This window comes from Streptomyces sp. NBC_00554 (assembly GCF_041431135.1).
GTDB lineage: Bacteria > Actinomycetota > Actinomycetes > Streptomycetales > Streptomycetaceae > Streptomyces.
Map to the genome: position 1 here is coordinate 8,321,552 of NZ_CP107799.1, position 14,151 is coordinate 8,335,702.

At 69.9% G+C, this 14,151-nt stretch carries 13 protein-coding genes; 9 read left to right on the top strand and 4 right to left on the bottom strand.

Going from position 1 to position 14,151, the window contains the following annotated elements:
* Positions 1 to 23: 23 nt before the first annotated feature.
* From OG266_RS36720 to OG266_RS36735, 4 genes are all read right to left on the bottom strand, one after another.
* Positions 24 to 725 carry a L,D-transpeptidase gene (locus tag OG266_RS36720; protein WP_371551015.1) on the bottom strand — a complete coding sequence of 234 codons (702 nt, stop codon included), beginning with the start codon at positions 723 to 725 and terminating at the stop codon, positions 24 to 26.
* A 146-nt stretch (positions 726 to 871) separates the two neighbouring features.
* Entirely contained in the window at positions 872 to 2,653 is a 1,782-nt protein-coding gene (locus OG266_RS36725) for a heme peroxidase family protein (RefSeq protein WP_371551017.1), read from the bottom strand.
* Between the two features lie 189 nt (positions 2,654 to 2,842).
* Positions 2,843 to 3,430, bottom strand: a complete 588-nt coding sequence (locus tag OG266_RS36730; protein WP_266467317.1) for a pyridoxamine 5'-phosphate oxidase family protein — start codon at positions 3,428 to 3,430, stop codon at positions 2,843 to 2,845.
* A gap of 101 nt (positions 3,431 to 3,531) precedes the next feature.
* Positions 3,532 to 4,371 carry a hypothetical protein gene (locus OG266_RS36735; protein ID WP_371551020.1) on the bottom strand — a complete coding sequence of 280 codons (840 nt, stop codon included), beginning with the start codon at positions 4,369 to 4,371 and terminating at the stop codon, positions 3,532 to 3,534.
* Positions 4,372 to 4,648: 277 nt separating this feature from the next.
* Here OG266_RS36735 and OG266_RS36740 point away from each other — a divergent pair, with 277 nt between their 5' ends.
* From OG266_RS36740 to OG266_RS36780, 9 genes are all read left to right on the top strand, one after another.
* Positions 4,649 to 5,842, top strand: a complete 1,194-nt coding sequence (locus OG266_RS36740; RefSeq protein ID WP_326724291.1) for an argininosuccinate synthase — start codon at positions 4,649 to 4,651, stop codon at positions 5,840 to 5,842.
* Positions 5,843 to 5,953: 111 nt separating this feature from the next.
* On the top strand, positions 5,954 to 7,387 hold the full coding sequence (argH, locus tag OG266_RS36745; RefSeq protein WP_371551022.1) for an argininosuccinate lyase: 1,434 nt from the start codon (positions 5,954 to 5,956) through the stop codon (positions 7,385 to 7,387).
* Between the two features lie 173 nt (positions 7,388 to 7,560).
* A complete protein-coding gene (locus OG266_RS36750; protein WP_371551024.1) occupies positions 7,561 to 8,532 on the top strand; it encodes an aldo/keto reductase in 972 nt (323 codons plus the stop codon).
* Between the two features lie 80 nt (positions 8,533 to 8,612).
* The gene (locus tag OG266_RS36755) at positions 8,613 to 9,164 is read left to right on the top strand and encodes a TetR/AcrR family transcriptional regulator (RefSeq protein WP_266467332.1); all 552 of its coding nucleotides are present in this window, start codon (positions 8,613 to 8,615) and stop codon (positions 9,162 to 9,164) included.
* Positions 9,161 to 10,693, top strand: coding sequence for an MFS transporter (locus OG266_RS36760; protein WP_371551027.1), 1,533 nt, complete (start codon positions 9,161 to 9,163; stop codon positions 10,691 to 10,693). Before OG266_RS36755 ends, OG266_RS36760 begins: the two co-directional genes overlap by 4 nt.
* A 166-nt stretch (positions 10,694 to 10,859) precedes the next feature.
* Positions 10,860 to 11,090 (top strand): hypothetical protein, encoded by a 231-nt coding sequence (locus OG266_RS36765; RefSeq protein WP_371551029.1) that lies wholly within the window; start codon positions 10,860 to 10,862, stop codon positions 11,088 to 11,090.
* Entirely contained in the window at positions 11,087 to 12,088 is a 1,002-nt protein-coding gene (locus tag OG266_RS36770) for a MoxR family ATPase (RefSeq protein WP_326724297.1), read from the top strand. Before OG266_RS36765 ends, OG266_RS36770 begins: the two co-directional genes overlap by 4 nt.
* Positions 12,085 to 13,035, top strand: a complete 951-nt coding sequence (locus tag OG266_RS36775) for a DUF58 domain-containing protein (RefSeq protein WP_371551031.1) — start codon at positions 12,085 to 12,087, stop codon at positions 13,033 to 13,035. The genes OG266_RS36770 and OG266_RS36775 overlap by 4 nt, the downstream gene beginning before the upstream one ends.
* A gap of 28 nt (positions 13,036 to 13,063) precedes the next feature.
* A complete protein-coding gene (locus OG266_RS36780; RefSeq protein WP_371551032.1) occupies positions 13,064 to 14,014 on the top strand; it encodes a VWA domain-containing protein in 951 nt (316 codons plus the stop codon).
* The last annotated feature ends 137 nt before the right edge of the window (positions 14,015 to 14,151 follow it).

Below are 14,151 nucleotides of genomic sequence, written 5' to 3' on the forward strand. Positions count from 1 at the left end.
AACGGCCCTGACCCCAACGGCGCTCAGTACCGAGTGATCGCGGCAACTCCGCCCACCGTGCCGATCGCGATGTGCGGCCCCCGTGCCGGATCGGCCCACTTCACGATCCGCCGCATCGCATCCCTGGGCACCGACACACAACCAGCAGTCGCCCCACGCCCGTTGACATGCAAGAAGATGCCGGCGCCGCGACCCCGCACCGGCCGCTCGTAGTTGAACCCGATGACGAGGGCGTACGCGTACTGCGTGGCGTACGAGATCAGGTGCTCGGACTCGGCGGCGCGGCAGTCGGCGGCACGGGGTTCGGTCCAGCGGTTGTAGGCGCGGGAGTTGTTGTCCTGGCACCACCAGGAGTTCTGGTGGACCCGCCGGTACGGGGCCTTGGTCCCGCCGGGCGTGGCCTTGATGCCGAACGCGTACGGAAGGCCGTACAGCCCGGTGGGTGTCGTGTTCGTCCCCTGTCTCCGGGAGCCGCCCTCGACCAGCCCCTTGGCGCCGAAGCGCGCGGCCGAGGAACCGGCCTTCACCCAGCGCCCGTCGCGCCGGTCCCACCAAGCGATGGTCCCCGTGGTCGAGGACGTACGCGCGGCCTGCGCCGTGATGAGCTGCGTGCCTCCGCCGGTGTCCGCCATCCGCTCGGGCAGCGGAGGCGGGCCGCTCGGGGCCAGGCCCAGGGTGAGGAGGGACACGGACGCGAGGAGGACGGCGGCAGCGGGACGACGCATGGAGAGGACGCTACGGGGAGGCAGCGGTCGGGGCAGTTCGGGTGGGCTGTACAGGCGTCGTCCGTCGGTGTTCGCGCCGGTGTTCCCGCGGATTCCGGGCGGCCTGCCAGGGCGCCCGGAAACCACGGTGTCCACGGGGTCGGGGCTCACGGACTCGGCGGGGAACCCAGCGGGTTGAGAAGCTCGGGGTTGCCGTCGAACGCGTAGAGCAGCAGATCGTTCATCCGGAAGGTGCTCTGGTCCACAGCGAGGCTGGGACGCCACTCGGGATCACGGACGATGGAGTGTCGGCTCCCCTCCATGGCCCGGTGGAAGACCTCGGCGACGATGCGGCCGCCGACGCCGGTCAGTCGGCCGTTGCCCTTCACCTCGGCCTCCCTGAGGATGTAGAACCACAGGGGGGTCTTGGTCTTGACCAACTCCAGGTCCTCGGTGCTCAGTTCCGCCAGCGAGGCACCGTTGCCACTGCCCTGCTCGATCTCCGTCGGAGTGAGCCGCTCGTCCTCGTCGAGCTTGAAGAACTCCGCCATCTCCTGGCCGGTCGCGAGCTTGAGCATGTTGGCCCGGGTGAGATTCCGGAAGGCGAGATTGCGCTCGATCTCCGGGACCGTGGACCCTCGGGCGCCGAACGACCCCAGCGGGAGCTGCTTGAGCACGTCGACCAGCAGGGTGTCGATCCGCTTCGCCAGGTTGAACTGGTCCGCGGTCCTCGTGAGCTCCTTGCGGCCGGTCTCGCTGAAGTCGAAGAGCCGGGGGAGATCGGCGACCCAGTTGGTCGGCAGACGCTCGGACCTGCCCGCGTCCGGGTTGTCGTCGTCCGGCGGGAAGGGCTGGAAATTGCCGCTGGTCGCGGAGAAGACGAAGATCAGCCGCAGCGTCGCGGGCGCGAGGACGCCGGGGCCCTGCCCGCTGTTGAACACCCGGTTCCACTCGTACTCCTCGCGGACCATGCTGTGGCCAAGACGGAAGGCCGCCACCGAGAACTCGATGGGCATGGTGGGCGCGTCGCCGGGCTGAAGCTTTCGGTACGTGTCGTCTTCGACTCCGCCGTCGTCGTACTTGATCTCGGGTGCCACATCGAAGTACCTGCGACCGTGTTTGAAGACGTCGTCCACGATCTCGTCGTCGACGATCTGGATCAGGTAGTCCGTGCGCAGCATCCACTGGTAGTGCTTGACGACCAGTTCGCGCGCGGTGTCGAAGAGCACCGCGCTGTCCGTCCCCTTCGCGGCCAGGTCGGTGACGACCTTGTTGTGGAAGCGGATGAAGGCGCAGTGGATCTGGGCGACGGCGAGGTTCTCGTCGTTGCGGGCGTCGGGGATCAGGGCTGCTCGCCGCTCCCCGATCGACGAGCCGATGCCGACCCGGGGCAGGTCGAACCCGTCCAGTTCCTTCTGCGGGATGTCGTTGACGCCGTCAGACTGTCCCCCCACGGGCTGGGTCTTGCCGGTGCGTAACCGGATTCCGTCGGGCCCGTAGAACTTGCGGTCCTGCGGCTTCTGCGGCCCCCGGCCGTACAGGCTGTCGAGGTCCAGGGCGGGTGAGCGGCCCTGGATGAGTTCGTCGACGGTGACGTCCTGCTCCAGGTCCCGGCCGGTGGCGTCGAGCGTCAGATCGTGGTCGACGAACTGCCCCAGGTAGGTGAATCCCGCCGGAATGGCGGGGTGGGAGGAGTCCGGCGATTCTGTGGCGGGTGTCATCGCCTTGGCGAGCGCCTCGCGCAGTTCCCGGCTCGTCACCGTGGTCCCGGGCGCGGGGCTCAGCCGGGAGAAGCGGAACTTGCGCAGCGAGGCGATGGTCGACGGCGTCAAGGGTTCGACCGGGGCGCCGTCGCTCGTGCCCGGGTCGTTGAAGATGCCTTCGCCGAGGACGTAGTAGGAGTTGCGGATATGCCGTTTGCTCTGCGGTTCGCGTGCGGGTCGGAACACTGGATCCCCCATCTGTTCCTGGTATTCACGCCCGGTGGGCGGTTTTTGCCGAGCGTAGGGGCTGCGAACGATGGAAGGGAGAATTCCGTCAAATGATCCCAACAGCCCCTTGTAGCAAGAAGATCGGCAAAACGTTCGTACTGCGACATCGCGCACCGGAGCGGCGCAAGGTCCTCAAGTGGTGCGGGCTCAGGCCGGGGTGGGAGGCAGCGGCAGGGGCAGCCCGGGCAGGCCGTCCATGCTTGTCGCGATGTGCTCCTTCTTCCCGAAGTACGCGTCGAGTGAGGCGTCGTCCTCGCGCGCGAAGCGCTTGGCGTGCAGATCGCGGTCCTCGTCGTACGACATGAAGGGCACCGCGTACCCGCAGGTGTCCCGGACGAGTTCGGCCGTCACGACGATGATCGCGCGCAGGCCGTGCGGGGTCGGGTCGATGTCCGGGAAGTGGGCGAGCAGTTCGCTGAAGCGCGGGTCGTCCCGGAAGACGGGCTCGCCGTGGCCGTGCACACGGACGATGTTCGGCGGCCCCTGGAAGGCGCACCACATGAGGGTGATCCGGCCGTTCTCCCGCAGATGGGCGATCGTCTCGGCATTGCTCCCGGCGAAGTCCAGGTATGCCACGGTCAGTTCGTCGATCACCACGAAGGAGCCGGTGAGCCCCTTGGGTGAGAGGTTGACCGTGCCGTCCCCCGACAGGGGCGCGGTCGCGGTGAAGAAGAGGGGCTGCGCCTCGATGAACGTACGCAGTCGGCCGTCTATGCGCTCATAAGTCTTTCCCATGTCTAACGATTATTGACCAAGTTCCTTACTTTGTCTAAGGAACTGCGGGGTTCCGTGGCCGCCCCGGTCGGCGCTGCGGGACGGGGCGGCCACGGAGTCTTTTACTTGTTGAGGGTGCAGGTGGCCAGCGTGCCCAGGCCCTGGGGCTTGGCCGCGGTGCGGCCGATGGAGATGGCGATGCGGTCGATGGTGGCGACGCGCTTGTCGGCCAGCGGGCCGAGGATCGCGTTCTGGACGAAGTTGGGTCCGCCCTGGCCGACCGTGTTCACCAGCCGCGTGTTGGCCTCGTTGATCTGCGTGTTCAGCAGCGCCAGGTTGCGGTCGACCTCGGCCTTGGCGGAGGCGGGGATCGCGGGCAGGCGCGACGCGACGTCCGGGCAGCTGATCGTGCCGGCGGCACCGGAGCCGGCCGCGGGTGCGGCGGTGTTCGCCGGCGCGCTCGCGGGGGTGCTGGCCTGCGGCGCGCTCGGCGTCGCGGCGGCGCCGCCCCCGGCCGCGTTCAGCTTGCACGGCGCGAGCGAGTCCAGGCCCACCGGCTTGGCCGCGGTGCGCCCGATCGCCGTCGCGATGCGGTTGATGGTGGCGACGCGCTTGTCCTTGAGGGGGCCGAGGATCGCGTTCTGGACGAAGTTGGCGCCGCCCTGGCCGACCGTGTCGACCAGTCTCTTGTTGGCCTCCGCGATCTGGGTGTTGAGCAGTGCGAGGTTGCGGTCGACCTCGGCCTTCGCGGAGGCGGGGATCGCGGGCAGGCTCGGCGCGACGGCCGGGCAGTTCACCGTGCCCGGGGACGCGGCCTTCGTGGTGGCGTTCTGGCCGCTGCTCTTGGACGTCTCCCCGGCCAAGGCCGAGCCGGCGATCACCGCAGCGGACAACACCATCGCGGAGGCGCCACCGATCACGACGACGCGGCGCTTGTTGTACTTCGGAAGAGCCCTGGACATGCGGAAGCCTCACTCGGGTCAGGGGTGGGGAGCCGCCCGGCGGTCGGCCGGGCGGAGTGCCTCTCGGTGTACGAACGCGGCGCCTGCGTCGGGGAGGGATACGGGTAAGCGGTTTCCCTTGTTCAAAGTGCATTCAAAGAAACCTCGGATTCGTCTGAGATCGCGTCCCGTGTTCGGTATCTCGACCATGAGGGCGTCGAGTCTCGCCGAGATTGACGAATCATGCAGAGTTCTGCATACTCATGCATGTCAGCGAATGCACTGTAAGGAGAAACCCGTGGCCGAGCGCGTCGTACTCGCCTACTCAGGCGGTCTGGACACCTCCGTCGCCATCGGCTGGATCGCCGAGGAGACGGGCGCCGAGGTCATCGCCGTCGCAGTGGACGTCGGCCAGGGCGGCGAGGACCTGGACGTCATCCGCAAGCGCGCGCTCGCCTGCGGTGCCGTCGAGGCCGAGGTCGCGGACGCCAAGGACGAGTTCGCCGAGGAGTACTGCCTCCCGGCGATCAAGGCCAACGCCCTTTACATGGACCGCTACCCGCTGGTCTCCGCCCTCTCCCGGCCGACGATCGTCAAGCACCTCGTCGCCGCCGCCCAGAAGCACGGCGCCACCACGGTCGCGCACGGCTGCACCGGCAAGGGCAACGACCAGGTCCGCTTCGAGGCGGGCATCGTCGCCCTCGCCCCCGACCTCCAGTGCATCGCCCCGGTCCGCGACTACGCGATGACCCGCGACAAGGCGATCGCCTTCTGCGAGGCGAAGAACCTCCCCATCGCCACCTCCAAGAAGTCCCCGTACTCCATCGACCAGAACGTCTTCGGGCGCGCCGTCGAGACGGGCTTCCTGGAGGACATCTGGAACGCGCCGATCGAGGACATCTACGAGTACACCTCGAACCCGGCCGAGACCCGTGAGGCCGACGAGGTCGTCATCTCCTTCAAGGAGGGCGTCCCGGTCGCCATCGACGGCAAGCCCGTCACCGTCCTCCAGGCCATTCAGCAGCTCAATGAGCGCGCGGGCGCCCAGGGCATCGGCCGGATCGACATGGTCGAGGACCGGCTTGTCGGCATCAAGTCCCGTGAGGTGTACGAGGCTCCGGGCGCGATCGCCCTGATCACCGCCCACCAGGAGCTGGAGAACGTCACCGTCGAGCGCGAACTCGCCCGCTACAAGCGGCAGGTCGAGCAGCGCTGGGGCGAACTGGTCTACGACGGCCAGTGGTTCTCCCCGCTCAAGCGCGCCCTCGACGGCTTCATCACCGAGGCCAACCAGCACGTCAACGGCGACATCCGGATGACCCTGCACGGCGGCCGCGCCGTCGTCACCGGCCGGCGCTCGGACACCTCGCTGTACGACTTCAACCTCGCCACGTACGACACGGGCGACTCGTTCGACCAGGCCGCGGCCAAGGGCTTCATCGATATCTACAGCCTGTCGTCGAAGATCGCGGCGAAGCGGGACCAGGCGTAGGTCTCGCCTGTATCTGCAGGTGTAGGTCTCGTCCGTACTAGCCTGACGACCGCCTCCTCACCCCTTGGTGCGGAGGCGGTGGCACATCAACAGCTTTGAGGAGCAACGCAAGTGAGCAGCAACAGCGGTGACGTACGGCTCTGGGGCGGCCGTTTCGCCGACGGTCCCGCCGAGGCCCTGGCCAAGCTGTCCGCGTCCGTCCATTTCGACTGGCGCCTCGCGCCGTACGACATCGCCGGATCGCGTGCCCACGCGCGCGTGCTGCACAAGGCGGGCCTGCTCACCGAGGACGAGCTGACGCGCATGCTCGCGGGCCTCGACCGGCTCGAAGCGGATGTGGCATCAGGTGTCCTGGTCGGCACCATCGCCGACGAGGACGTTCATACGGCCCTGGAGCGCGGCCTGTTGGAGCGCATCGGCGCCGACCTCGGCGGCAAGCTCCGCGCGGGCCGCTCCCGCAACGACCAGGTCGCGACCCTCTTCCGGATGTACCTGCGCGACCACGCCCGCGTCATCGGCGGTCTGATCGCCGACCTCCAGGACGCCCTGGTCGGCCTGGCCGAGGCCCACCCGGACGTCGCGATGCCCGGCCGCACGCACCTCCAGCACGCCCAGCCGGTGCTCTTCGCGCACCACGTCCTCGCGCACGCCCAGTCGCTTTCCCGGGACGCCGAACGGCTGCGCCAGTGGGACGAGCGCACGGCGGTCTCCCCGTACGGCTCGGGCGCCCTGGCCGGTTCCTCGCTGGGCCTCGACCCGGAGGCGGTGGCGAAGGACCTGGGCTTCGAGCACGGCAGCGTGGGCAACTCCATCGACGGCACGGCCTCCCGCGACTTCGTCGCCGAGTTCGCCTTCATCACCGCGATGATCGGCGTGAACCTGTCCCGGATCGCCGAAGAGATCATCATCTGGAACACGAAGGAGTTCTCCTTCGTCACCCTCCACGACGCGTTCTCCACCGGCTCCTCGATCATGCCGCAGAAGAAGAACCCGGACATCGCCGAGTTGGCGCGCGGCAAGAGCGGCCGCCTCATCGGCAATCTGACCGGCCTGATGGCGACCCTCAAGGCCCTCCCGCTCGCGTACAACCGCGATCTCCAGGAGGACAAGGAGCCGGTCTTCGACTCCTGCGACCAGCTCGAGGTCCTGCTCCCCGCCTTCACCGGCATGATGGCGACCCTGACCGTCAACCGCGAGCGCATGGAGGAGCTGGCCCCAGCCGGCTTCTCGCTCGCTACCGACATCGCCGAGTGGCTGGTCAAGCAGGGTGTGCCGTTCCGCGTCGCGCACGAGGTCGCGGGCGAGTGCGTGAAGGTCGCCGAGGCCGACGGCATCGAACTGGACGGCCTGACCGACGAGCAGTTCGCGAAGATCTCCGCGCACCTGACCCCCGAGGTGCGCTCCGTCCTCAACGTCCACGGGGCGCTCGCGTCCCGCGACGGCCGGGGAGGTACGGCGCCGAGCGCGGTCGCGATCCAGCTGGCAGAGGTGAAGACGGACGTGGCGGCCCAGCACGAGTGGGCCACGGCGAAAGAGAAGCGGTAGAGGAGCGCCCCCTTAGGGGCGCGGGGCTGTATCGATTTGCGGCTCCGCCGCGTGGGCGCGACAAGCCACGACGAAGCCGCAGCCGCCAAAGCACCGTGCAAACCGAGCTCTGAGGCGGGAGCTGAAGGTCATCGCGGGTTACGTTGGTCGGAGCCGACCGAACGGAGCCCGCGATGCCCTTCGCCCGTCTCGCGACCGCCACAACGCCCACGTGCCACATCGGCCTGGGCCTCGCAGCGGTCGGCCGCCCCGGCTACATCAACCTCGGCCGTGAGGGCGACCTCGGAGAGAACCGCAGCGTCGAGACCCTGCGCGCCCGTACCCACGAACTCCTCGACGCCGCCTACTTCCAGGGCGTCCGCTACTTCGACGCGGCCCGCTCCTACGGCCGCTCCGAGGAGTTCCTCGCCGACTGGCTGAACGCCCGGCCCGACATCGACGACGTCGTGATCGGCAGCAAGTGGGGCTACACCTACACCGCCGGCTGGTCCACCGACGCCGAGAAACACGAGGTCAAGGACCACAGCGTCCAGGCCTACGACCGCCAGCGCAGCGAAACCGCCGAGCTGCTCGGCGACCGCCTCGACCTCTACCAGATCCACTCGGTAACCCCGGACAGCCCGGCCCTCACCGACAAGGAGCTCCACGCCAAGCTGGCCGACGCGGCCGCCCAGGGGCTCTCGATCGGCTTCTCCACCAGCGGGCCCGCCCAGGCCGACGCGATCCGTGCCGCGCTCGCCGTGACAGCGGACGGCGAGCCGCTCTTCCGTACCGTCCAGGCCACCTACAACGCGCTGGAGACTTCGGCCGCACCCGCCCTCGCCGAAGCCCACGACGCCGGACTCACCGTGATCGTCAAGGAGGGCATGGCCAACGGACGCCTCGCGGCCGAGCACGCCCCGGGCGTTCTGCGGGACATCGCCGGGGAGGCCGGACTCGGCGCCGACGCGGTTGCCCTCGCTCTCGTGCTGAGGCAGCCCTGGGCCGGAGTCGTCCTCTCCGGCGCGGCCACCGTCAACCAGCTCGCCTCGAACCTGCACGCGGCGGTCGTGGACCTCGACGACGATCAGCTGGCCAAGCTCGACGCGCTGGCGGAGGAGCCGGTCGCCTACTGGGAGCGGCGCGGGCAGCTGCCCTGGCACTGAGCACCTTGATCGGCCCTGAAAGGTGAGACCCGCGCGCTTCTGGTGAGACAATCATGTCTCATATGGGTTATGGTTGTCTCATGGCTGTCGACCGTGAACATGTGCTGCGCAGCGCAGCCGCCCTGCTCACCCGGAAATCCACCGCCACCATGGACGAGGTTGCCAAGGCGGCCGGGATCAGCCGGGCCACGCTGCACCGCCAGTTCGCGGGGCGGGACGCGCTCGTCCGGGCGCTCGAAGAACTCGGCATCCGGGAGTGCGACGCGGCCCTCGACGGGGCCCGGCTCGACGAGGGCAGTGCGAGCGAAGCCGTGCGACGGCTGGTGGCGGAGATCGAACCCGTCGCCGCACTGCTCGCCTTCCTCTACACCGAGAACCAGCTCTTCGAGGGCGACGCACAGCACGTGGGCTGGGCCCACCTCGACCAGCGCATCGGCGATCTGTTCCGGCGCGGCCAGGAGAGCGGCGAGTTCCGTATCGACCTCAGCCCGGCCTGGCTCACCGAGGCGCTCTACGGCCTGATGGCCTCGGGCGCCTGGGCCGTGATGGACGGCCGCGTGGCCGCCAAGGACTTCCATTTCATGACCGTCGAGCTGTTGCTCGGTGGTGCCCTAAGGAGAGAGGAATCATGACCAGCACGCTGCAGCCGGTATCCGTGGCGGAGGTGGAGAAGCGCCCGGGCCGTTGGCTGGCGCTCTCCGTCCTCGTCCTGGCCGTGCTGCTGGTGGCCGTCGACGCGACCGTCCTCGGCCTCGCCACCCCGTACATCAGCGAGGACCTGAAGCCGTCCGGGACGCAGCTCCTGTGGATCGGTGACGTCTACTCCTTCGTGATCGCGGGCCTGCTCGTCTCCATGGGCAGCCTGGGCGACCGCATCGGCCGCAAGAAGCTGCTGCTGATCGGCGCCACGGCGTTCGGCGCGATATCCGTGCTCAACGCCTACGCGACGACGCCCGAACTGATGATCGTGGCGCGGGCGTTGCTCGGTGTCGCGGGCGCGACCCTGATGCCCGCCACGCTCGCCCTGATCCGCAACCTCTTCCACGACCCGCGCGAGCGCAGCCTCGCCATCGGCATCTGGGGCGCGACCGCCTCCGCCGGTGCGGCCCTGGGCCCCGTGGTCGGCGGCTTCCTGCTCGAACACTTCTGGTGGGGCTCGGTCTTCCTGATCAACCTGCCCGTGATGGCCGTCCTCGTCCTCGTCGGCATCAAGCTGCTGCCGGAGTCGCGCAACCCGAACCCCGGCCCGTGGGACCTGACCAGCGTCGGCCTCTCACTCGTCGGCATGATCGGCATCGTGTACGCGGTGAAGGAGGCCGCCACGCACGGCATCGAGTGGCAGGCGGTCACCGTGGGCCTGCTCGGATCGGGCGCCCTCTACTGGTTCGTACGACGCCAACTCACGCTTCCCTCGCCGCTGTTGGACATGCGGCTGTTCCGCCACCGCGGCTTCTCCGGAGCCGTACTGGCCGACCTCTTCACCATCCTCGGACTGTCCGGGCTGGTCTTCTTCCTCTCGCAGTACCTGCAACTCGTGCAGGGCAGGGGCCCGTTCGAGGCCGGACTCGCCGAACTGCCCGCCGCCATCGGCGCGGTGGCGGCGGGCCTCATCGCGGGGACGGTCGCGCGGCGGTTCTCGGTGCGTGCCGTGGTCTCCGCCGGTCTCGGCGCGGTCGGCCTGGCGCTCGCCGCGCTCACCCTGCTGGACCAGTCCACCGGCTACCCGCTGCTCGGCACCGCGCTGCTGGTCGTCGGCATCGGCGCGGGGTTCTCCTTCACCGTCACCGCCGACGTGATCCTCTCCAGCGTGCCCAAGGAGCAGGCGGGCGCCGCGTCCGCGGTCTCCGAGACGGCGTACGAACTCGGTGCCGCCCTGGGCATCGCGCTCCTCGGCTCGATCGTGACCGGTGTGTACGCGGGCTTCACCGGCCCCGCCGGCACACCGGCCGAGGCCCACGAGTCGCTCGGCGGCGCCGCCGAGTCGGCGGCCGGGCTGCCCGCGGACACCGCGGCGGCCCTGATGGACTCGGCCCGCACCGCGTTCGTCGACGGGCTCACGCTCGCCGCGGGCATCGGAGCGGTGGTGCTGCTGGTCACGGCCGCGGCGGCCTGGTTCCTGCTGCGGGGGCAGAAGCTGGAGGAGGGCATCGAGCACCCGTAAGGCACCGAGCACCTGTAAGGCACCGAGCAACCTGTAAGGCGCCGAACACCTGCAAGGCACCGAACACCCGTAAGCGGACGCGGGCTTTAAGCCCGCTTTCGCATTCACCTGATGGTCTTGGCTCCGTACCGGACGTCGTCCCACACGGCCGAAGGAGCCACTGACCATGACACGTCGTACCCGTAACACCGTTGTCGCCGCCGCCGTTCTGGCCGCTTTGGGCCTGGCCGGAGGCGGCGTCGCGATCGCCTCCGACGGTGGTGAGGCCTCCGGCGGACAGACTCGCTTCGTCGTCGAGGAGGACACCCCGGGCAGCGGGGCCGCCGGCCGCGAGGACTGCCCCGAGAAGAACGGAACCGGCGGCACCACTCCGTCGGACGCCGCCGAGGCGCTGTGACCGCCCCGGAACGGGGAAGCGAGGACAAGCTTCTCGAAGAAGCCCTCTTCGAGGTCAAGCGAGTGATCGTCGGTCAGGACCGCATGGTGGAGCGGATGTTCACCGCGGTCCTGGCCCGCGGCCACTGCCTGCTGCAAGGCGTGCCCGGCGTCGCCAAGACGCTCGCCGCGAAGACGCTCGCGCAGGTCGCGGGCGGACGGTTCGCCCGGCTGCAGTTCACCCCCGACCTCGTCCCCTCCGACATTACCGGCACCCGCGTCTACCGCCCGTCCCAGGAGACGTTCAGCGTCGAACCGGGCCCGGTCGTCGCCAACTTCGTGCTCGCCGACGAGATCAACCGCGCCCCCGCCAAGGTGCAGTCCGCGCTGCTCGAGGTGATGGGCGAGCAGCAGGTGACCATCGGCGGCACCACCATCCCCGTCCCCCAGCCGTTCCTCGTACTCGCCACCCAGAACCCCATCGAGTCCGAGGGCGTCTACCAACTCCCCGAAGCACAGCGCGACCGCTTCCTGCTCAAGGTCGACATCACCACACCCAGCGAGTCCGAGGAGCTCGCGATCCTCTACCGGATGAGCGTCGACCCGCCCCGGGCGCGCCCCGTCCTCACCCCCGACCGGCTGATCGCGCTCCAGCGCTCCGCCGACGAGGTGTTCGTGCACCACGCGGTCGCCGAGTACGCCGTACGCCTGGTCTGCGCGACCCGTGAACTCGCGGGGCCCGACCGCCGGTTGGCGCACGGCGCGGGTCCCCGGGCCACGCTCGGCCTGGTGGCGGCGGCCCGCGCGCTCGCCCTGCTGCGAGGACGTGCCTACGTCCTCCCCGAGGACGTGCACGACCTGGCTCACGAGGTCGTCGCCCACCGCCTCGTACTGTCCTTCGACGCGATGGCCGACGGTGTCACCGGGGCCGAGATCGTCGACGAGGTACTGGCGGCGGTGGAGCAGCCGCGGATCAGCCCGCGCCAGGCCGCCTCGCGCCCGGAGGGGGAAGCGGCATGAGCGGCAGTCCGGAAAGAGGCGGCACCCCCGCGAACGCCGGTTCCCCGACCCTCCGCGAACTCACCCCCGAACAGGCCCTGAAACACCTGGAGGTGCTGTTCACTCGCCGCCCCGACGGCATCCTCCAGGGCGACCACCCAGGGCTGTTCCCCGGCCCCGGCAGCGAGCCGTCCGAGACCCGCCCGTACGTCATCGGCGACGACGTACGCCGGATGGACTGGAACGCCACCGCGCGCACCACCGTCCCGCATGTCCGGCTCACCCTCGCCGACCGCGAACTCACCACCTGGATCGTCCTCGACGCCTCCGCGAGCATGGACTTCGGCACCGCCCGGATGGAGAAGCGCGACCTGGCCGTCGGTGCCGCCGCGTCCGTCGCCTTCCTCACCGAGCGGGCGGGCAACCGGCTCGGCGCACAGATCACGGGGCCGCAGGGCATCGTCCGGATCCCGCCCCGCACCGGCCGCCACCACCTGCTCACCATCCTGCGCGCCGCACTCGACCGCCCCCGGGTGGCGCCGGGGACCGCCGAGACCACCCTCGCCGATGCCCTGCACTCGCTGCGCGCCCTGCCCGCCGGCGGCATGGTCGCCGTGGTCTCCGACTTCCTGGAGGTCGGCTGGGAGCAGCCGCTGCGGACCGTCGCACATCGCCAGCAAGTACTCGCCGTCGAAACGGTCGACCCGCGCGAACTGGAGCTGCCCGACGTCGGACTGCTCACCGTCGTCGACCCGGAGACCGGCCGCAGACGTGAAATCCCCACCCACTCACGGAAGTTGCGCGAGCGGTACGCCGAAGCCGCGCTGGAGCAACGGGCGTTGATCAAGGCGACGATCCGTCGTGCGGGCGCGGCCCACCTCCGGCTGCGGACCGACCGGGACTGGGTGCGTGACGTCGTACGCCATGTCGAGAGCCGCCGGCGCCGTGCGGGAGGCGGCGCCGCGTGAACCGTATATCCGTACGACTGGAGGCGTCATGGGCCTGAACTCGCCCGGCTGGCTGCTGCTCCTGGTGCCGCTCGCCGGACTGATCGGCGCCTACCTGCTGGTGCAGCGCAGGCGCGGGCGGTACGCCGTCAGGTTCACCAACCTCGACCTGCTGGACAAGGTGGCGCCGAGGCGGCCCGGCCGGCGGCGGCACATTCCCGCGGCCGCCTTCTGCGCGACGATGGCGCTGCTGGTGCTCGGGTTCGCCCGGCCCACCACCGAGGTGCGGGTGCCGCGTGAACGGGCCACCGTCGTCGTGGCGTTCGACGTGTCCGCCTCCATGCAGGCGACCGACGTCGAGCCGACCCGGTTCGAGGCCGCCCAGCAGGCCGCGCTCGCCTTCGTCGACCGGCTTCCCGAGCGCTTCAACGCGGGGCTCGTCCAGTTCAGCGGCTCCGCGACGGTCGCGGTCCCGCCCACCACCGACCGCGATCTGCTGCGCTCGGCCATCGAAGGGCTCACCACGCGGCAGGGCACGGCGATCGGCGACGCCGTCGTGGCCGCCCGCGACGCCGTGCGCGCCCTCGACCGGCAGGCCGAGACCGAGCCACCGCCCGCCCACATCGTGCTTCTGTCGGACGGCTCCAACACCCAGGGCCGCTCGGTCGAATCGGCCGCCGAGGAGGTGGCCGCCGACGAGATCCCGGTCTCGACCATCGCGTACGGCACCGAGGACGGGACGGTCGACCTGCCGTCGGGCGACAGCATGCGCGTCCCCGTCGACGGGCCGGCCCTGGAGAACCTGGCGTCCCGCACCGGTGGCGACTTCCACGAAGCCGCCACGGGGGAGGAACTCCAGGCGGTGTACGAGGACATCGGCAGCTCCGTCGGTTACCGCACCGAGGAGCGCGAGGTCTGGCAGTGGTTCGTCGCGGCGGGGCTCGTCACCGCGCTCGCCGCCGCCGCGACCTCACTGCTCTGGTTCTCCAGGCTTCCGTGACCGGCAGCTCCGGCCACCTCCGGTTTCCCGACCAGGGAGGAACGACCGTGTCCGACGACCGATATCCCGCCCACGTAGACCACGTAGACCACACAGCCCACTCGGACCGTCCCGACCCGTCCCGCCCGCCGGGCCCG

Coding starts and splice junctions, on each gene's coding strand:
- OG266_RS36720 (WP_371551015.1), bottom strand. CDS start 725: ATGCGTCGTCCCGCTGCCGCCGTCCTCCTCGCGTCCGTGTCCCTCCTC.
- OG266_RS36730 (WP_266467317.1), bottom strand. CDS start 3,430: ATGGGAAAGACTTATGAGCGCATAGACGGCCGACTGCGTACGTTCATC.
- OG266_RS36735 (WP_371551020.1), bottom strand. CDS start 4,371: ATGTCCAGGGCTCTTCCGAAGTACAACAAGCGCCGCGTCGTCGTGATC.
- OG266_RS36750 (WP_371551024.1), top strand. CDS start 7,561: ATGCCCTTCGCCCGTCTCGCGACCGCCACAACGCCCACGTGCCACATC.
- OG266_RS36755 (WP_266467332.1), top strand. CDS start 8,613: ATGGCTGTCGACCGTGAACATGTGCTGCGCAGCGCAGCCGCCCTGCTC.
- OG266_RS36760 (WP_371551027.1), top strand. CDS start 9,161: ATGACCAGCACGCTGCAGCCGGTATCCGTGGCGGAGGTGGAGAAGCGC.
- OG266_RS36765 (WP_371551029.1), top strand. CDS start 10,860: ATGACACGTCGTACCCGTAACACCGTTGTCGCCGCCGCCGTTCTGGCC.
- OG266_RS36775 (WP_371551031.1), top strand. CDS start 12,085: ATGAGCGGCAGTCCGGAAAGAGGCGGCACCCCCGCGAACGCCGGTTCC.
- OG266_RS36780 (WP_371551032.1), top strand. CDS start 13,064: ATGGGCCTGAACTCGCCCGGCTGGCTGCTGCTCCTGGTGCCGCTCGCC.